The organism is Mesorhizobium sp. M7A.F.Ce.TU.012.03.2.1 (genome assembly GCF_004006095.1).
Lineage (GTDB): Bacteria > Pseudomonadota > Alphaproteobacteria > Rhizobiales > Rhizobiaceae > Mesorhizobium.
Window position 1 is genome coordinate 319,330 of the sequence record NZ_CP034779.1, and the last position, 19,189, is coordinate 338,518.

The 19,189-nt window shown below is 64.1% G+C and carries 15 protein-coding genes; 6 read left to right on the forward strand and 9 right to left on the reverse strand.

All coding sequences use genetic code 11. From position 1 onward, the window contains the following. Positions 1 to 37: 37 nt before the first annotated feature. On the forward strand, positions 38 to 1,324 hold the full coding sequence (locus tag EJ079_RS01585; RefSeq protein WP_127807879.1) for an FAD-binding oxidoreductase: 1,287 nt from the start codon (positions 38 to 40) through the stop codon (positions 1,322 to 1,324). Positions 1,325 to 1,586: 262 nt separating this feature from the next. Then, entirely contained in the window at positions 1,587 to 2,423 is an 837-nt protein-coding gene (locus EJ079_RS01590) for an SH3 domain-containing protein (RefSeq protein WP_127807880.1), read from the forward strand. 12 nt (positions 2,424 to 2,435) lie between these two features. Here EJ079_RS01590 and EJ079_RS01595 read toward each other — a convergent pair whose 3' ends face one another. Next, positions 2,436 to 3,182 (reverse strand): SDR family oxidoreductase, encoded by a 747-nt coding sequence (locus EJ079_RS01595; protein ID WP_127807881.1) that lies wholly within the window; start codon positions 3,180 to 3,182, stop codon positions 2,436 to 2,438. 314 nt (positions 3,183 to 3,496) lie between these two features. On the opposite strand from EJ079_RS01595, the gene zwf reads away from it, so the two are divergent. The 3 genes from zwf to edd all read left to right on the forward strand — a co-directional run bounded on the left by zwf (position 3,497) and on the right by edd (position 7,561). Then, the gene (zwf, locus tag EJ079_RS01600) at positions 3,497 to 4,966 is read left to right on the forward strand and encodes a glucose-6-phosphate dehydrogenase (RefSeq protein WP_127320684.1); all 1,470 of its coding nucleotides are present in this window, start codon (positions 3,497 to 3,499) and stop codon (positions 4,964 to 4,966) included. Further along, on the forward strand, positions 4,948 to 5,664 hold the full coding sequence (gene pgl / locus EJ079_RS01605; protein ID WP_127807882.1) for a 6-phosphogluconolactonase: 717 nt from the start codon (positions 4,948 to 4,950) through the stop codon (positions 5,662 to 5,664). Before zwf ends, pgl begins: the two co-directional genes overlap by 19 nt. Positions 5,665 to 5,737: 73 nt before the next feature. Next, positions 5,738 to 7,561, forward strand: coding sequence for a phosphogluconate dehydratase (gene edd, locus EJ079_RS01610; RefSeq protein WP_127807883.1), 1,824 nt, complete (start codon positions 5,738 to 5,740; stop codon positions 7,559 to 7,561). A gap of 68 nt (positions 7,562 to 7,629) precedes the next feature. On the opposite strand, the gene EJ079_RS01615 is transcribed toward edd, so the two are convergent. From EJ079_RS01615 to EJ079_RS01635, 5 genes are all read right to left on the reverse strand, one after another. Beyond that, positions 7,630 to 9,288: a VWA domain-containing protein gene (locus tag EJ079_RS01615; protein WP_127807884.1), complete on the reverse strand. Its 1,659-nt coding sequence runs from the start codon at positions 9,286 to 9,288 to the stop codon at positions 7,630 to 7,632. Positions 9,289 to 9,705: 417 nt separating this feature from the next. Beyond that, positions 9,706 to 9,930, reverse strand: a complete 225-nt coding sequence (locus EJ079_RS01620) for a hypothetical protein (protein WP_127807885.1) — start codon at positions 9,928 to 9,930, stop codon at positions 9,706 to 9,708. Between the two features lie 183 nt (positions 9,931 to 10,113). Continuing rightward, on the reverse strand, positions 10,114 to 11,112 hold the full coding sequence (locus EJ079_RS01625) for a GlxA family transcriptional regulator (protein ID WP_164748958.1): 999 nt from the start codon (positions 11,110 to 11,112) through the stop codon (positions 10,114 to 10,116). Between the two features lie 20 nt (positions 11,113 to 11,132). Beyond that, positions 11,133 to 12,032, reverse strand: coding sequence for a bifunctional methylenetetrahydrofolate dehydrogenase/methenyltetrahydrofolate cyclohydrolase FolD (gene folD / locus EJ079_RS01630; protein WP_127269251.1), 900 nt, complete (start codon positions 12,030 to 12,032; stop codon positions 11,133 to 11,135). 180 nt (positions 12,033 to 12,212) lie between these two features. After that, positions 12,213 to 14,762 carry a Wzz/FepE/Etk N-terminal domain-containing protein gene (locus EJ079_RS01635; RefSeq protein WP_127807886.1) on the reverse strand — a complete coding sequence of 850 codons (2,550 nt, stop codon included), beginning with the start codon at positions 14,760 to 14,762 and terminating at the stop codon, positions 12,213 to 12,215. Between the two features lie 198 nt (positions 14,763 to 14,960). Between EJ079_RS01635 and EJ079_RS01640 the strand changes: the two genes are divergently transcribed. Then, positions 14,961 to 16,256, forward strand: a complete 1,296-nt coding sequence (locus EJ079_RS01640) for a lipopolysaccharide biosynthesis protein (RefSeq protein ID WP_127272343.1) — start codon at positions 14,961 to 14,963, stop codon at positions 16,254 to 16,256. Here EJ079_RS01640 and EJ079_RS01645 read toward each other — a convergent pair. Genes EJ079_RS01645 through EJ079_RS01655 form a run of 3 tightly spaced genes read right to left on the reverse strand, consistent with a single transcriptional unit; the run spans position 16,253 to position 19,136 of the window. Continuing rightward, positions 16,253 to 17,176 carry a DUF6492 family protein gene (locus tag EJ079_RS01645; protein ID WP_127807887.1) on the reverse strand — a complete coding sequence of 308 codons (924 nt, stop codon included), beginning with the start codon at positions 17,174 to 17,176 and terminating at the stop codon, positions 16,253 to 16,255. The two genes, EJ079_RS01640 and EJ079_RS01645, sit on opposite strands and share 4 nt — an antisense overlap. After that, positions 17,173 to 17,967, reverse strand: coding sequence for a WecB/TagA/CpsF family glycosyltransferase (locus EJ079_RS01650; protein ID WP_127807888.1), 795 nt, complete (start codon positions 17,965 to 17,967; stop codon positions 17,173 to 17,175). The genes EJ079_RS01645 and EJ079_RS01650 overlap by 4 nt, the downstream gene beginning before the upstream one ends. Further along, entirely contained in the window at positions 17,964 to 19,136 is a 1,173-nt protein-coding gene (locus EJ079_RS01655; RefSeq protein ID WP_127807889.1) for a glycosyltransferase family 4 protein, read from the reverse strand. Before EJ079_RS01655 ends, EJ079_RS01650 begins: the two co-directional genes overlap by 4 nt. Between the last annotated feature and the right edge of the window lie 53 nt (positions 19,137 to 19,189).

Consider the following 19,189-nt stretch of genomic DNA (forward strand, 5'->3'; position numbering starts at 1 on the left):
CCCCTATTCCCCTACTCCCCTACTCCCTGCGAGCATCATGCCTTACCAATCCCCAATTTCCCCCGGCCGTTCCTGGTACGAGGACACGGCGGGACCGAGGCCCGAATATCCCGGACTGGATGGCGACCGGACATGCGATGTCGTCATCATTGGTGGCGGCTTCACCGGGCTGTCGGCGGCGGCGCATCTGGCCAAGGCAGGCACCAATGTCGTGCTGATCGACGCGTACCGCTTCGGCGATGGCGCCTCCGGGCGCAATGGCGGGCAGCTCGGCACCGGCCAGCGCGCCTGGGCCGAGGACCTGGAATCCGAGTATGGCCTGGCCCGCGCCAAGGCGCTGTTTGATCTTGCCGAAGAGGCCAAGGCGCATCTCCTCGAATTCACTGCCGCCAACCAGATCGATATCGACTATATGCCGGGCCAGCTCTCGGTGGCGCACAAGCCCCGCTATGTCGACGACTACAAGGCGCATGCCGAGATCATGGCGAGCCGTTTTGCCTACCCGCATATCTCGTTCATGGATGCCAGGGAGACGGCGGAGCGGTTGGGCTCGACCGCCTATTTCGGCGGCACGCGCGACACCGGCACCGGCCACATCCATCCGATGAAGCTGGTGATCGGCACGGCGCGGGTGGCAGCGCTTGCAGGCGCGCAGCTGTTCGAGGGGACGCCGTCGACCGGCATCATGTCCAGTGGCGGCAAGGTCAAGGTTTCGACACCGAGGGGGACGGTGACGGCGCAAAAATGCCTGATAGCGGTCAACGCCTATGGCGGCGCGCTCGAGCCGGTAAGTGCGGCGCACATCATGCCGATCGGTTCCTTCATCGGTGCGACCGTGCCTCTGGGGGCAGAGTCAGATGTGCTGCCGGGCGGCGAGGCGGTCGACGATTCGCGCTTCGTCGTGCGCTATTTCCGCAGATCGAAGGACGGGCGGCTGCTGTTTGGCGGACGCGAGGTTTATGGCGTCAACGATCCGAAGGATATCCACATTCACATCCGCCGCCAGATCGCGGAACTCTACCCCGCACTCAGGGATGTCGAGATCACGCATGGGTGGGGCGGCTATGTCGGCATCACTGTGCCGAGAAAGCCTTTCGTGCGCGAAGTGATGCCCAATGTGATCTCGGCCGGCGGCTATTCCGGCCACGGCGTCATGCTGTCGAACTATTTCGGTAAACTCTATGCTGAAACCGTTGCCGGCAACCGCGACCGGCTGAAGCTGATCGAGGATCTGAAAATCCCGCCGTTCCCCGGCGGTCGGCGCTTCCGCACGCCGCTGCTGTTCCTGGCGCTCAACTGGTTTGCGTTGAGGGACAGGATCTAGCCGACCGACCTGATGTAATATTGTAATATTCATTGTAACATTTGTTGCCCGTGCGACGCATTGCGCAATTTCCCGCAAAGGCGCAGAATCCCCTATAATGGCGTACTGATGCCACAATCGCAGGCGAAAGCTGCCGGTTCTGGGCGATTGTTCGGGGATTGTTGCGGGACTGCCCGCGTTGTTTTTGGGACCTATGCGGATCAGACGCCGGACTTCCGGCACCGACTGAAAGAACGTCGGCCCGCTTATGGAGGTGGCAAGAGTGAGAGAGCCCTTCAGTTTCGGTACGCCGGAACGTCGGCGCTTTGCCATGCAGTTCGGATACGACATGCGGCCGTCCTTCTGGCAGGAAGTCCGTTCGAACTCGCATCTGGTGATCGCCGCGATCGGCACCGCCGCGTTGCTTAGCGTCGCCGCCGTGGCGCTGTGGCTGGCATTGCCGGCCAGCGACAGACAAGCGGCAGCGAGCCCCGAACAGACCATTCCAACGGTTCCGGTGAAAACAACGAAAATAACCCCGGTTGGGGCTGCGGTCGCTGCGGCATCCGTGCCGCAGGCGCGCAAGTCCGACGCGGTTCCAACAACCGTGGCGGCCGCGCAGGCCAACATCCCCGCACTCGCCGCCAATGACCCGCGCTGGACCGGTTCCCAGCCGAAGGACGCAACCACGTCCGATTCGACCGCTCCCAAGGCAGCGGACAAGCAAGCGGCGGCATTCGCACAGCCGGCAGCCGCTACCGATGCCGCCACCGAACTCGCCAAGGTAGCCGCGCCCAGCGCAGCCGCGGGCAACCACCCCGACGGCGCACAAACCGCCGCCATCCCCGCGGTGCAGCCGCAATCGCCGGCTCAAGAGCCAGCGGCAGAGGGGGATGACAGCCAAGCCAAGGCGAAGCCAAGGAAAGCCGCAGCCGCCGGAACAGGGCGCATCCTGAGGGCCGTGACCATGCGAAGCGGCCCGAAGAAAAATGCCGCCGCCATCGGTACGGTGCCAGCCAAAACCTCGGTGCAGGTGAAGAGCTGCAAGCAATGGTGCCAGATCACCTACAACGGCAAGACCGGCTGGGTCTACAAGAGTTACATCAAGACCGGCGCGTGACGCCTGGCACTTTCAGATGCAGCGGCCGCCATCGACCTCCAGCGCCACGCCGGTGATGAAGGCGGCTTCGTCCGAGGCCAGCCAGAGTGCGGCATTGGCGATGTCGAGCGGCGTCGAAAGCCGGCCGAGCGGGATCGATGCGCGGAACTTCTCGCGGATTTCGGGCGTGTCGGCGCCCATGAATTTCTCCAGCATGCCGGTCTCGCCGGCAACCGGGCAGAGGCAGTTGACGCGGATGTTCTTCGGCGCCAGTTCGACCGCCATCGACTTGGTGGCGGTGATCGCCCAGCCTTTCGACGCGTTGTACCAGGTGAGGCCGGGGCGCGGCCGCAGACCCGCGGTGGAGGCCGTGGTCAGGATGACGCCGCCGCCCTGCCGCTCCATGATCGGCACCACGGCGAGTGCCGCGTGATAGATCGCCTTCATGTTGACTGATGTTATCAGGTCGAAGGTGTCCTCGTCGACATTGAGCATGTCGCCGTTGCGATGGGTATAGCCGGCATTGTTGACCATGATGTCGATGCGGCCGAAGGCGCTTTTGGCGGCATAGACCATCTCGTCGAATTCGGAGCGCAGCGAGACATCGGTCTGGGTCCAGATCGCCGCTTCTCCGATCTCACCGGCGACGCGTTCCGCGCCCCTGGCGTTGAGGTCGGCGACAACGACCCTGGCGCCCTCCTGCGCAAAGCGCCTGGCGATGCCCTCGCCAAAACCCGACGCAGCACCGGTGATGATCGCAACCTTGTTTTCCAGACGCATGTTTTTTCCGCTCACTATTGGTGACGATCAACGGGCACGTCATTGGCGCTCATCCGCGCAAAGCCACGGCTTCTGACTGGATTGGCCGAAAGATGTGGAGCCATCGCTGATTTCTCCTTTGGCTTTCGCGTCGATCCCGCTCTATGCTGCAACTGCGAAGGCTTCCGGAGCCGCGCCTTCGACAAGCCTCCGGGTCATCGGACTGTCAAGGGGCAGGCGCATACACCCAGATGTGACACCATGGCACTGGAAAATTTAAATCGATTAGATTATATCAGCCGCGTCACAGCGACCGGCGTCAAAGCGGACAGACCATGACCAGCCAGATCATCCCCGTCGAGCCTTTCGACTTCATCATTTTCGGCGGCACCGGCGATCTGTCGGAACGCAAGCTTCTGCCGTCGCTCTATTATCGCCAGCGCGACCATCAGTTTTCGGAGCCGACACGCATCATCGGCACATCGCGCTCGAAAATGAGCGACGAAGAATTCCAGGCCTTCGCCAAACAGGCGATCTCCGAGCACGTCAAACCGGCCGACATCGACGCCAAGGAACTGAAGACTTTCCTGGCGCGACTATCCTACGTCTCGGCCGATGCGACGAGCGGCGCCGGCTTCGACAAGCTCAAGAAAGCGATCGGCGACAGCGACCGCATTCGAGCCTTCTACCTGGCGGTGGCGCCGGCGCTGTTCGGCGACATCTCGCACAAGCTGAAAGAGCACAATCTGATCACGCCGAACTCGCGCATCGTGCTGGAAAAGCCGATCGGCCGCGACCTCGATTCGGCACGCAAGCTCAACGACCTGGTCGGCGACGACTTCCACGAAAGCCAGATCTTCCGCATCGACCATTATCTCGGCAAGGAGACGGTGCAGAACCTGATGGCGCTGCGCTTCGCCAACGCGCTCTACGAGCCGTTGTGGAATTCAGCCCACATCGACCATGTGCAGATCACCGTGGCCGAGACCGTCGGCCTGGAAGACCGCGTCACCTATTACGACAAGGCCGGCGCGCTGCGCGACATGGTGCAGAACCATATGCTGCAGCTGCTGTGCCTCGTCGCCATGGAAGCGCCATCGTCGATGGATGCCGACGCCGTGCGCGACGAAAAGCTGAAGGTGCTGCGGGCACTGAAGCGCATCAACGGCAACGAGGCGCCAAAGCACACCGTGCGCGGGCAGTATCGCGCCGGGGCTTCGGCCGGCGGACCGGTGAAAGGCTATGTCGAGGAACTCGGCAAGGACAGCAACACCGAAACCTTCGTCGCCATCAAGGCCGAGATCGGCAATTGGCGCTGGTCGGGCGTTCCGTTCTATCTCCGCACCGGCAAACGGCTGGCGACGCGGGTTTCGGAAATCGTCATCGAATTCAAGCCGATCCCGCATTCGATCTTCGGCGACAGCGCCGGACCGATCTTCGCCAACCAGCTGGTCATCCGGCTGCAGCCGGACGAAGGCGTCAAGCAGTTCATCATGATCAAGGATCCGGGCCCGGGCGGCATGCGGCTGCGCCAGATCTCTCTCGACATGAGTTTTGCGCAGTCCTTCGACGGCCGCGCACCGGACGCCTATGAGCGGCTGATCATGGACGTCATCCGTGGCAACCAGACCCTGTTCATGCGCCGTGACGAAGTCGAGGCGGCGTGGAAATGGATCGACCCGATCCAGAATGCCTGGGAAAGTGCCAGGCAGGAGGCGCAGGGCTACACGGCGGGCACCTGGGGGCCATCGGCCTCGATAGCACTGATCGAGCGTGACGGGCGGACATGGCACGAGAGCAATTGAACAGCGCCGCCTACAGCTGGAACGGCTTCGCCGGGCGCCAGGAACTGGCGGCCGCCCTTGCAGGTCATGCTGCAGGCAGACTGACCAAGGCGATCGCCGAGCGCGGCACGGGGTTGCTCGCCGTCTCCGGCGGCACCACGCCGGCAAAATTCTTCGCCGCCCTTTCAGCGATACCCATCGCCTGGGACAAGGTGATCGTGACGCTGGTCGACGAGCGTTTCGTGCCGGCCTCCTCGCCACGCTCCAATGCCGGACTGGTGACCGCCAATCTGTTGCAGAACGCGGCCAAGGCGGCTCGTTTCGTGCCGCTCTATCACGAAGCCACCAGCATCGAGGATGCGGCCTCGTCCGATGATGCAGCGCTCCGCTCCTTGCCCTGGCCGCTCGATGTCGTCGTGCTCGGCATGGGGCCGGACGGCCACACCGCCTCGTTCTTTCCCGATGCCGACGATCTGGCGACGCTGCTCGACCCGTCTTCCGACAGGATCGTGCTGCCGGTTCATGCGGCAAGTGCGGGCGAGCCGCGGCTGACCCTGTCGCTGGCGCGCATCGTCGAAGCCGGCTTCATCGCGCTGCACATAGAGGGTGAGGACAAGCGTATCGCCTTCGACGGCGCGGTGGCGCCCGGGCCGCGAAAGCCAATCCGTGCCGTGCTCGACGCAGCGCATAAGCCCGTAGAGGTTTTCTGGGCCCCCTGAATCTCGATTTACTCTGGTCCCGGCAAACGGCGGGAGGATGTTTCCGGGACCTCGCCTGAAAGGACCGACCGCCATGACCGCCAGACGCGACATCGAAGCCATCACCGAACGCATCCGCCAGCGCTCAAAGCCAGGCCGCGAGCGTTATCTCGGCCGCATCGCCGAGGCATCGAACCGCACCGCCAACCGGGCTGTGCTGTCGTGCGGCAATCTCGCCCACGGCTTTGCGGTGTGCAGCCCCTCGGAAAAGCTCGCGCTTGGCGCCGACAAGGTGCCGAACCTCGGCATCATCACCTCCTACAACGACATGCTGTCGGCGCATCAGCCGTTCGAGACTTTCCCGGCGCTGATCAAGGACGCGGCCCGCGAGGCCGGCGGCATTGCCCAGGTGGCCGGCGGCGTGCCGGCGATGTGCGATGGCGTCACCCAGGGCCAGCCCGGCATGGAGCTGTCGCTGTTTTCGCGCGATGTCATCGCCATGGCCGCCGCGATCGGCCTGTCGCACAACATGTTCGACGCCGCCGTCTATCTCGGCGTCTGCGACAAGATCGTGCCGGGGCTGGTGATAGCCGCCCTCACCTTCGGCCATCTGCCGGCGGTGTTCATCCCGGCCGGACCGATGACGACCGGGCTGCCCAACGATGAAAAGGCCAAGGTCCGCCAGCTCTATGCCGAGGGCAAGGCCGGACGTGCCGAACTGCTGGAGGCCGAGTCCAAATCCTATCATGGGCCGGGCACCTGCACCTTCTACGGCACGGCGAATTCCAACCAGATGCTGATGGAGATCATGGGCCTGCACACGCCGGGCGCTTCCTTCGTCAATCCCGGCACCCCGCTGCGCGAGGCGCTGACCCGCGAGGCGACGAAGCGGGCGCTGGCGATCACCGCGCTCGGCAACGCCTATACGCCTGTCGGCCGGATGATCGACGAGCGCTCGATCGTCAACGGCATCGTCGGCCTGCACGCCACTGGCGGCTCGACCAATCACACCATCCACCTGATCGCCATGGCGGCGGCGGCCGGCATAGCCATCACCTGGCAGGATATTTCCGACCTTTCGGAAGCCGTGCCGCTGCTGGCGCGGGTCTATCCGAACGGCCTCGCCGACGTGAACCATTTCCACGCCGCCGGCGGGCTCGGCTTCCTGATCCGCGAACTGCTCGACGAAGGCATCCTGCATGAGGATGTGCAGACGGTGTGGGGCGAAGGCCTGCGGCCCTATGCGGTCGAGGCAAAGCTCGGCGTCGATGGCAGCGTGGTGCGCGAAGCCTCGCCGAAGGCAAGCGGCGACGAAAAAGTGCTGGCGCCGTTCAACAAGGCATTCCAGGCGACCGGCGGCCTGAAGGTGCTGTCAGGCAATCTCGGCCACGCCGTCATCAAGACTTCCGCGGTGAAGCCGGAGCGGCGTATCATCGAGGCGCCGGCCAGGGTCTTCGACAGCCAGCAAGGGCTGAACGATGCGTTCAAGGCAGGCACGCTGACCGGTGATTTCATCGCCGTCATCCGCTTCCAGGGGCCGAAGGCCAATGGCATGCCGGAACTGCACAAGCTGACCACCGTGCTCGGCATCCTGCAGGATCGCGGCCAGCGCGTCGCGCTGGTCACCGACGGGCGCATGTCTGGCGCCTCCGGCAAGGTGCCGGCGGCGATCCATGTGACGCCGGAGGCGGTCGAGGAGGGTCCTATCGCCAGGATCCATGAAGGCGACATCATCCGGCTCGACGCCGAAGCCGGCACACTCGAAGTGCTGGTGCCGGCCGGGGAGTTCGCTTTGCGCCGGACGGCGGATGCCGATCTCATCGGCAACGAGTTCGGCTTCGGCCGCGAGCTGTTTGCCGGCTTCCGGCAATTGGTCGGCCGCGCCGACCATGGCGCCAGCGCCTTCGGCACCGCTTGACGGCAGTTCTGCGTCGTTCATGAAAAAGGGCGGCACATGGCCGCCCTCTTGCGGTTGTGCATACGATTCTATTGCACGGTTAGCTCGGCTCGCTCGCCGGCCTTGACCGTCACGTTGCCTTCTTTCGAACTGTTGTCGGATTTCTCCGAAACGACGGCGTAGTCGCCCGCCGGGATCGCTGCCTGATACTTCTGGTCGAATGCATAGCCAAGCGACTTGCGGTTGCCGTTGATGTCCTTCTTGGCCTCGAAAATCTCGATCTTCGAGGCTCCGGGCGCGGTGATCGCCAGCACGCCGGCATTCATTGCGACCTTCAGATCCTGAAATTCGCCCACCTTGACGGTGAACGGCTGCTCGACGACGGCGAGATCAACCGTCGCAATCAACACATAGTCATCGGGCGGCAGATCGAATTTGCTGTCGGGTCCGTAGGCATAGGTCACCTCGTCCCTGGTTCCATCGATCTTCTTTTTTGCCTTGAGCACCTTGAAGCCGATGCCTGAACCGTCCGCCTTGTCGCCGCCCGCAGCATAGTAAGCATTGGCAACGACATGGCCAACACCGGCAACCATGTCCTTTTCCACGGTCTTGCCGGCAGCCAGCGGAATCGTCTCGGTAGCCACGCCCTGCCCGATCGTGACAGTCACCTTCTGGTCGCCGGCCGGCAACACGGCTTTCGTCGTCCCATAGAAGGTGGCGGGCATGTCAGCACCAGGATAGTCGATGACGACAGCCGCGCCATCGACGACATCCGCCCCCGCGCTCGGTCGCGGGTGGATGATGAGCGTGCCGGCATTCAAGTTGAAAAGCGGCTTGTAGACCTGGCCGGCCTCGATCTTGACCTTCTGCTCGGTCTTGGCCTGGCCGTCACTGGCCACGACGATATAGTCGCCCGGTTCCAGATTGGCCTTGTAGGCGCCGTATTCGGTGCTGACGTAGTCGCCGCGCGTACCGTCGGGTTTGGCCTTGTAGCTTTCCCAGGCGTTGCCGTCAGTGACGGGATCGCCGCCCTCGGCAAGCACCGCTGTCGGCAGGAAATTGAATTCCGGTTTGGCCGGCTCCGGCGCGGGCGCTGGCGCAGGTGCCGGAGCCGGTTCAGGAGCAGGCGCCGCCACTGTCTCGGCAAGCGCCTCCTGCAACGCCTTCTCGTCGGAGGCCTGGATGTACTTGCCGCCGGTGTTGTCGGCGAGGCAGGCGATCTGCCGGCCCTCATCGGCGGTCAGGCCGAAACCGACGACATCGGCGGTGAAGTCGACGCCGGATGCCTCGAGCTCCTTGCCAAGCGCGCAAGGGTCGCCGCCGCATGTTTCGAGCCCGTCGGTGATGAGCACGACGGTCGCCTTGTCCTCGGTGTATTTCAGCGCCTCGGCCGCCTGTTTGACCGCCGCCGTCAGCGGCGTCTTGCCGAGGAATTTCAGGCTGTCGGCAGCGGCCGAAATGGCGCTGCCCGAACCTGCCTGCGGCGGCACGATCAGCTGGATGTCGTCGCAGCTGCCCTTTTCACGGTGGCCATAGGCCATAAAGCCGATGTCGTCGTCGGTGGGGACCGATTGAAGCACGGTTCGAAGCGACTCTCGGGCGATTTCGAGCTTGGGCTTGCCGTCGATCTGCGCCCACATCGAGCCGGACGCATCGAGAATGATGATGACCTTGTTTGCGGCGAAGCCGAACGTCGTCATCGACAAAAGGAGGATCGCCGCAGCGACGCCTCGTGCAAGTCCCGCCATCGAAATCTCCTAAATCCGCCCCTGATCCGGGCGGCAAGCTATTTGACGTGGCGCCGGGACACAAGTCCGGGCAGCCAGGTGCGTCGGGCCCGAACCCAGCTTAACAAAAGTCGTGACGACAGCCAGTTCGGGGTGTCGGCAGTGCCGAGGGCTTTCCATGATAGGAATTTTTTCTTGACTGGATGCACTCAGCTATGGTACATTTTTGCCCATGGTGCTGATTTGCGCCGGTGACCCGCCGCTCAGGCGGGTTTTTCGTTTGATGCACCCGTCAGCCTACGCGCGGCCAAGGCTCCGAAGGAGCCATAACGCTTCGGCGTCATGTTCTCGGCTCGCTTCTTGGTGGCAATGCGCATGACGCGGACGGCGTTGCCGATCACGTCGGCGAGGCGCTTCTGGCTTTAGGTCCGGTCGGCATCAGAAATTCGCCTCAGAGTAATCTACGTAGATCGACCCGATTTTCTTCCCAACATTATCTTTCGCGTCGCTGAACCCGTCTTCAAACTCTCCCCGCTCTAAGCGGTCGGCCAACGCGCGCAAGGCGTCTGCTGCCCATTTGTTTAAGGTGCCTACGTTGGGACCAGTCAGTTCCAACTCTACATCGCACTTCAAATGCGGGCTCAATTCCTGTGCGTTTTCCATTGCCACCACCTCCATGCTTTCCGCTAAGCATATAGGCGTTTCCGCCTATGCGGGCAAACCGGGATAGGCGCTTTCGCATATTCAAATTTCAAACTGAGACACTACCCGTAAGCCGAATTCGTAGCCCCGGCCCGATGCGACGGGGCCGAAATGCCGAACTTTTCAACGAAAACGAAAACCCGCTCAGTAGGTCGTGCGGCGCTCTTCCGAGGGCGGCCTGCCGAATTGCAGCCGGTAGCTCTGGGCGAAGTAGGAATGCGAGGTGAAGCCGGTCGCGATCGCCACATCGAGGATCGGCATGTTGGTCTGGCGCAGCAGTTCGCGCGCCCGCTCCAGCCGCAGCCGCATATAGTAACGGCCGGGCGTGACGCTGAGATGGCGCAGGAACAGGCGCTCGACCTGGCGCACCGAAAGGCCGGCGGATTTGGCCAGTTGCACGGCCGACAGTGGCTCGTCGAGGTGGTCGGCCATCAGTTCGACGATACGCCTGAGCTTCTCCGACTTGCCGGTCAGGTCGCGTTCCGGTCCGACGCGCTGGCGGTCGCCGGCCGAGCGGATGCGTTCGTGCTGGAACTGGTTGGCGACGCCATTGGCGAGGTTCGAGCCGAAATCGCCGCGCACGATCTCCAGCATCAGGTCGATCGAAGTGGTGCCGCCGGCGCAGGTGTAGCGCTTGCGGTCGATCTCGAAGACGTTGCCGGTGCAGTTGATATCGGGGAAGCGCTCGACGAAGCCGGCTCGATTTTCCCAATGGATGGTGCAGCGATAGCCTTCGAGCTGGCCGGCCTCGGCCAGCAGGTAGGAGCCGACCGACAGGGCACCCAGCGCATTGCCGCGCCGGCCCCAACTGCGCAGTGCCGCCAGCACCTTGCTCTTGCCGGGAAATTCCGTCGTCAGCCCGACCGAGACGAAAAGGATATCGACCGGCGGCAGGTCGGCAACGGCGTAGTCGATCTTGAGCGGCAGGCCATTGGAAGCCATCACCGGATCGCCATCGGCCGACACCGTCGTCCAACCGTAGAAGTCGCGGCCAAGCAACCGGTTCGCCGACCGGAACGTATCGATCGCGGCAGCCAGCGAGAACATGGAGAACTTGTCTACCAGCAGGAATGCGAACTGCCGCCCGCCTTGAACGGGGTCCGTGATGACCGGCCGTTCTGAGGGAACACTGGGGTTCGGCAAAGCTGCGGCTTTCTGGCGGGTCAGAAGGACGGCCGTTTCAATCCGGCCGCTAGGTAGGCCGAGGCTAACGTATTGGCCATCAGCATGGCAATGGTCATCGGCCCGACACCGCCGGGAACCGGCGTGATGGCGCCGGCGGCCTTAGCCGCTTCGGCATAGGCGACATCGCCGACGAGGCGGGACTTGCCCTCGCCCTTTTCCGGCGCCGGAATGCGGTTGATGCCGACATCGATGACGGTGGCGCCGGGCTTCACCCAATCACCCCTGATCATCTCCGGCCTGCCGACGGCCGCGACAAGGATATCGGCGGTGCGGGCCAAGGCGGGCAGATCCCTGGTGCGGCTGTGCGCGATGGTGACGGTGCAGTTGGCGGCAAGCAGGAGGTTGGCCATCGGCTTGCCGACGATGTTGGAGCGGCCGACGACGACGGCGTTGAGGCCGGACAGGTCCTTGCCGCGCACCCGCTCGATCAGAAGCATAGAGCCGGCCGGCGTGCAAGGCACGAAGGCTGTCTCGAGTTCACCGGTGCCGAGCTTGCCGACATTGATGAAATGGAAGCCGTCGACATCCTTTTCCGGCGCGATGGTCTGGATGATCTTGCCGGCGTCGATATGGGCCGGCAGCGGAAGCTGCACGAGGATGCCGTTGATGGCCGGATCGGCGTTGAGATCGCCGATGATCTTCAGCAACGCCGGTTCCGAGGTTTCGGCCGGCAGCGTGTGCTGGACGGAATGAAAGCCGCATTCCTTGGCGGTGCGCGACTTGGACGCGACATAGACCTGGCTGGCCGGATCCTCGCCGACGATAACCACGGCAAGACCCGGCTTGGCCTGGCCCTTGGCGACAAGCTCAGCCGTCAGGGTCTTGACCGACCCCACAACGTCGCCGGCAACGCTCTTGCCATCAATCACTTCGGCCATGGACTACCCTCAACACCAGAATGCCCAAGCGCGTCGCTTGCGGAAGCGACGCGCTTTTCGATCTTTCACAGCGTGGCATTTTCACGAAAATTCCAACATGCAATCCCGCCAAAGCGCCGTCCCATGCCGTTTACGCGAAACCGGCATGTTTTTGTACGGCACAGCGCAGATTTTTGTGGCTCAGAAGTAGCGACGCCGCACGCGGCTCTCGGTCAGTTCGCGAACCGCTTCGCGGAATTCGCGCAGGCTGGCGCGGATTTCCTCGATTGGCGCTTGCTGCTCGGCATCCTCCGCGGCCCGCGACGGCTCCGCCGATCGCTGATGAGGCTGAGGCGCCTGCTGCTGCGGGAGGGACGGCTGTGGATAGGACTCGGAAGCAGGCTGAGCCGGATCGGGCTGCTGCCCCGCATTGGCGGCCGGCATCGATTGCGGATAGGGATAGGCCGGCGGCTGTGCGTAGCCCAATGGCTGCGCGTAGGGATAGAGCTGCGGCCCGGAATATGGCCGCTGCTGCACCATGGGAGGCGGCAGTGGCGGCTGCGCCGTCTGCTGCGGATGGCCGCCGGGCTGGAAAGGCCGCGACGGGTATGCTGCCGCGGCCGCCTGCCGAGGCTCGAAGGCCGGCGCCGACTGGGGGTAAGCGCGGTATTGCGGATCCTGCATTGACCCCCCGTTTTCGGCAGAAGCCCATTCAACGGTATCGAACGGCTCCTCCCTGGACGGCCTGCGTGAGACGGACTTGTGCAGCCTCGACAGCAAGGCACCGATCCGGCCGGAACCTTCGGCCGGCGAGACCTCGGCTTGCTGGACAGGCGATGGCGCGCCAGGCGGTGGTGATGCAGGCGGGGGTGTCGATGGCTGCGGCGCTGGTGGTTGTGGCGGCGCCGGCGGCGGCGCTGACCGATATGCCTTGTCTTCGTAAGGCGTCCGGTGTTCGTCCGTGCCATGGTCGCGACGCGAGCGCGAATTGGCAGTGTCACGCAGGCTCTCAAAGGCGCCACGCATGGCTCCGAGGCCAATGCCGGAGGCGAAACCCAGCAACAGGCCGGCGAGCGCGACCACGACCCGCGACGGCCCGTTCGGCTCGAGCGGCGCGAAGGCCTTCGAGATCACATTGATGTTGGCTGTGTTGATGTCCTTCTGCTCGCCGGTCTCCTTGGCGCGCAGCAGATACTGTTCGTAGACGGAACGCTTGGCGGTCGCCTCGCGCTCCAGTTCGCGCATCGACACAAGGTCGCTGTTGACGTCACCGCTGCGGACCTTCAGCTGCGCCAGGCGAGAGGCAAGATCCTGTTCGAGCTGGACCGCGCGCTTGAGGTCGACCTGCAGCGACGAGCCGATGCGGCGCAGCTCCGAGGCGATGCGGTCGCGTGCGCCGGAAAGCTGGGCATTGAGCGCCTGGAGTTCGGGATGACGCGGGCCGAACCGAATGGCAGCGCGGTCAGCCTCCTGCTTGAGCGATGCATATTGCGAACGCAGATCGCTCATCGAGTTGGAGTTGATCTCCTCCGGCAAGGTGCCGGTGAGAACCGAATTGACGTCGACCGAACGCGCCGAGGCCGCCCGGGCATTCAGCTCCAGCGTGCGGGCGCGGGCAACCGACAGCTGCTCGTTGAGTTTCAGCATCTCGTCGTCGCTGATGAGATGGCCCTGCGCGTCGACGAGGTCGTGCGTGGCCCTGAAATCCTCGACCTTGCGCTCGGCCGCCTCGACCCCCTTGCGCAGCTCGTCCAGCCGGGCCGTCAGTTCGTCGGTGGCGCGGCCTGCGGTGTCCGACTGTATCTGGCCGAAGGTCTGCAGGAAGACATCCGTCATCGTGTTGGCGATGAGGGCTGATTTCTCGCCATTCTGCGTGGTGGCGCTGACGGTGATGACGAAGGTCTTGCCGCCGCGTTCGACCGAAAGGCTCTCGGCCAGATTGCCGACAGCAAGTGCACGGCGGCGGGTGTCGTCGACACCCCCCGGCCCGTCATTGCGCGACAGGACGGAGCGGATGAGCGACATGACGCTGAGACCGCCGCCGCCTTGCCCATTGAATTCCGGATCGTTGACCAGATTGAGCTTGTCGACGACCTTGTTGAGAACGGTGCCTGAGGTCAGCACCCGAACCTGGTTCTCGACGATGGCCAGCGTGGCATCGGAAGCGACGACCGACTGGGTGAGGTCGCGATCGGTGAGCTTCAGGTCGCGCGGGTCGACGATCAGTTCGGTGGTGGCCTCATATTTCTTCGGCGTCGACAGCGCGATGGCAATGCCGAGCGCGGCGCCCAGTATTGTCGTCGTCACGATCAGCAGCTTCGACTTGCCGACACCGCGCACAACCTGCATCGGGTCGATCAGCGGCTTCCACTGCTGGCTGTCCCTGCCGTCGTTTCGGGATACCGACGCATCGCCTGCAGCGTAAGGCTCCGATGCATGATCGGCGCGCCGGGCGCCGGCGGTTTCGGCGGCACCAATTTGTGTCCGTGGCGTCGTTTGCGCGCGATATGATGACGAAGCTTGCTCATGATCCCCGTCGGTGGCGACCGGATCCGACAGTTTCGGGTTGCGCGCCTCGCGCTGCGAACGGGCGAGGCGATGACGGGTGGCGGCATCCTCGCGCCATGACGGGTCTGCCCGGTCGCCTATCGAGACCAGGGACGCGTCGGGTTCGTCGCCGCGCACAGCCTGGCCAAGCGCCAGCAATGAGCGCTCGCGCTTCCAGTCCTCGCGGTTTTCCCTGTCGACCATCGTCTGGAACTTTACCTTTGGCGACCTGCAAACGGCGCTTGGCCATTCGTTAAGCCACGCTAAACAGGCATGGAAAACAAAAGGTTAATTTTCCCGCACCGAAGCGTCGGTTTCTCGCTTCGGTTGCATCTATTTTCGACACAGGCTCAGCCTCCAGAACGGCACGTTAAGTTTTCCCGCCTAGGCTCTCCTTGAGACATGACGCAGGCCAGTGACATACCGCAAAGGCGGCCCCTCGCCCGGATCGGCAGCTTTTTGGCCGAACGACGGGGGCTGCTTCGCGACTATTTCTCGGCGATCAGCGGCGCCGGCGGGCGACTGGTGTTTTCGCTGGCCTATTTCATCGCGCTGGCCAACACGCTGTCCATTTCCGAATTCGGCATGTTCGCCACCGCTTCGGCGGCCGGTGTCATGCTGTCGCGCATCCTCGCCTTCGGGTTCATCTCGGCGCTCTACCGCACCGCCACCATCCGCCCCAATCTGATCGGCACCTTCTCCGCCGGCTTCCTGCTGCTCGGCGTGCTGTCGCTGCCGTTGCTGGCCGCGGCCTCGTTCGGCGTCTACCTGCTTTTCTTCGCCGACACCGTGCCGCTGTCGGTGTTTGCGGCAATCGTCTTTGCCGAAGCGCTGCTGTGGCGGCCGGTCGAGGTGGCGCTGATCGTCAACAATGGCCTGGGCAAATTCGGCCGCGCCGCGCTGCTGGCTATCCTGGCGACCGCGTTGCGGGCGCTTGGCGCGGTGCTGTTCATGTTCTCTGCGCATCACAGTGTCTGGATATGGTCGTGGTTCTATATCGGCGCCAATGCCGCCTCGCTGCTGATTGCCTTCGGCTTCTTCTACCCCCGCCAGCGGTTGCGGCTGCGCATCGAGCTCTATCTCAGGCGATTGGCCGATTCTGTCTACGTGGCCGGCGCCGAAGTGCTGTTCTACCTGCAGATGGAGTTCGACAAGCTGCTGGTGCTGGCGATCGGCGGCCCGCATCTGGCTGGCATCTACGCCATCATTATGCGGCTGGTAGACCTGACCGCCATTCCGATCCGCACCTTCTCGATGATGCTGGTGCAGCGCATGATGCGCGCACCGGAACTGTTGTCACGGCTGGCGGTCAAGAGCGGCATCGAAGGCGGTGTGTTCGCGGTCTCCACGGCAGCGCTGCTGACGCTTGGCATCGTGCTGCATTTCTTCCCCAATGCGCTCGGCAAGAATGTCGCCGAGGCCGCGCCGCTGGTGGTGCTGGCGATCTGCGTGCCTGGCTTGCGCAATCTGGTCGAATATCAGGCCGAGCTTTTGTTCGCGCGCGGCCAGACGCTGGTGCGGGCGCTCAATCTCGGTCTGCTCGCCGCACTGAAGGCGCTGCTTTTGACCTATGTGCTGACGACCATCCTCGACACGCCGAACCTGGTGCTGTCGCTCAATGTCGTCTTCCTGCTTTTGTATCTCGCCTCGACGCTGCTCACCTATTCGGCGATGCGTAAACCGGCAAAGCCCATCTAATCCAGCCCGATCAAACGGCGGATGCGGCCGATATCGGTGCCGATGAAGGATTGCATGCCGATCGCCACCTGCTCCGGCGCCATGGCGGCAACGAAGCGGCGGAACTCGTCGTCCGACAGCGCCTCGCCGGTCCAGTGCACCCGGCAGAACTCCTCCGAACCGTGGAAGTGGCCGGCACCCTGTAGCAAATCGTCGACATAGCGGCCGTAGATCATGCATTCGGAGAATTTGCGCGCCGAGCCGACGACCTCGACCCAGTTGCGACCATGGACCTTCTCGATCTCGCCGCACATGGCCAGCACGGTGTCGCGCCGCCACGCGATCAGCGTCGAGATATAGTCATGGATCGACGTCCGGGACGGGTCGATGCCGAGTGCCGAGCCCGCATTGCGCGACCAGATGCGATGCTCCTCATGACCTTCGTCCGCCAGCACACCGTCGCGGCGGAACAGGCGCACCTTGCCGTCGCGCCAGAAGGCGCCGCAGTCGAAAGGTTTCAGGAAGGCGACATCGGAATCGCAGAAGATGAGCACGTCTTCCCCGGCATGCGCCGAGATGGCGATGCGACGCAATTGCTGCACGTGCCAGCCACGCAGCGGCTGGGTCTTCAGGCTGAGCCAGACGCGCCGGCGAAACAGGCTGAGCGGATCGTCAAATGCCTGCAGCCAGCGCGGCAGCAATTCACGCTCGTCGACGACCGTGCGGCGGCCGGTTTCCAATTGGCGAAACAGCCTGACGTCGCGATGTTCGACCAAGATGTAATGGTGCGCCGCGCCCGAAACGTGGCGATCAAGTGTCTCGCACAGCAGGCGGCAGCGCTCGAAGTCGGGCGCGTAGCTTGCCGTCACGATGGCCGCCGTCGGTGTCTGCCGCAGCGGGCCTGGCTCGACAGCGGTGCCTGGCACGAACCTGCTGTTCACTTGACATCCTCCGCGGCTTCGGGCGCAAGCGAGAATTTCTGCCTGACGACGCGCAGCAGGAACAGTGGGTTGCCGACCACATAACGGCGCCACAGGCGGCTCGGTTCGACAGCCAACCGGAACAGCCATTCGAGCCGCAGCCGGCGCATCCACAAGGGCGCGCGGGGCACCGCGCCGCTCAGGAAATCAAGCAACGCGCCGACGGCGATCGGCAGCGTGCAGTGGCGCGCGTCGATGTGGCGTTCGATCCACAATTCCTGGCGCGGCACGCCCATGGCGACGAGCAGCACGTCGGGCCGAAGCGCGGCGATCCGGTCGACGATTTCCTGCTCCTGCGAAGCAGGGAAATAGCCGTCATGGATCACCACGAATTTGTGCTGCACCGCCAAGGCGGCCAGCTTGACCGAAGCCGCTTCGGCATTGACACGCGTCGCGCCGAGCAGCCCAACGGTCAGCGGCGTCGTCGAGGCCTGCAGGAAGGCCGGGACGAAATCGGTGCCGTTGAGATTGTCGGGAAACGGCGCCCCGTAGAGGAGCCTCGCCGCCAGATCGATACCGATGCCGTCGGGCAGGATGAGGAAATCATCGAGTGCCCCGGCGAACACCGGGTCGGTATAGGCGATGTTGGCGTTGTGGGCGTTGAGGAAGCTGACCTTGGTGAAGCGCCGCTCGGCAATCAACCGGTTCAGCAGGGCGATGGCATCGTTCCAGCGGACCGCAACCACCGGGATGCCAAGGATCGTCATCAGCTTGTCGAGCCCGAACGCAGCGCCGGCGGAATGCATGTTCATGCAAACGCCTCCTGCCTGACGGGTGCGAGCTCTTCGAGGCCGAGCCGGATGGCAGCGTCGAGCGCCTTGACCTGCGAGCCCCGGAACGCGCTGCCGTCGACGTCGCGGATGTCGGCCGCCGCAGCCTCGAGAGCCATGGCGAAGGCGACGGGATCGTCGGTGACGACGCAGTTGGCCGGACGGTGGTCGATGCCGCGCAGCGAACGGCTGGTGGCGACCGAAGGCAGGCCGAGTTCGAAGGTTTCGATGGTCTTCAACTGGACGCCGCTGCCCGCGGTGCTGATCAACGGGATGACGGCTGCACTGCGCACGAAAGCCTGCGCGTCGGGCACGCGGCAGACAAATTCAACACCGGGATGCTTGGACGCGACGCCCGAAGGCATGTGGCCGGCGATGCGGATGCGGAAATCGGGCCGCAGATGCGGCACGACCTTGCCCAGGAACCAGTCGAGGCCGATGCGGTTCGGCTGCCAGGTCCAGGTGCCGATCAGGGCGGCGTCGCAGTCGATGCGGCGCGGGCCTTTCAGGGTTGGCGCCAGGGCACCGGTCACCAGCGGCAGCACCGCCGAGCGGTTGTCGGAGGCGACACCTAGTGCGGCGCGGTCTTCCTCGGCCAGGGTGAAGACGAAGCGCGCCCGGCGGCAGAGACGCTCTTCGACGGCCTTGAGCAGCCTTGCCTCGCGGCGGAACAGCAGGCGCTGGAAGAGGCTGCCGGCGGCAGCGGCGTTCTCCCGCGCCGAAAGATGCTCGACATTGTGGGCAACGAAGATCGAAGGCCGCTCGGTGAACAGCTTTTCGAAGGCGCCGGCGAACTGCACGGAATTCAGCACGTAGCCGTCAACCGGTCCAGCTTGCTCGATGGCAGCGAGAACATCGCTGTCGGACACGGCGCGCAGCTTGACCGAGGCGAAGGTGAGGCCCGAAAGCAGCGCCTTGCCGACCCAGGCCAGCTTCTGCCGCGCGGAGGCACTGTCCGTGCGCACGTCGATGGCACCCAGCACCATGGTGTTTTCGGGGTCGGCCGCGGGTTTCCCGGGCCAGGTGAAACCAATGACGGTTACGCGCACGCCAGCGCGCCGCAGGGCGGCGATGATCGCAGCGTTTGCGATCTCGTAGCCCGAGGCGAGAGCACCGTCGGGCACGATCGATGTGGCGAACAGCAGATGCATCTCACCTATCCAGTGGTGTAGCCGGTAGCAAAGCGCGGTGAACCCTTGATTAA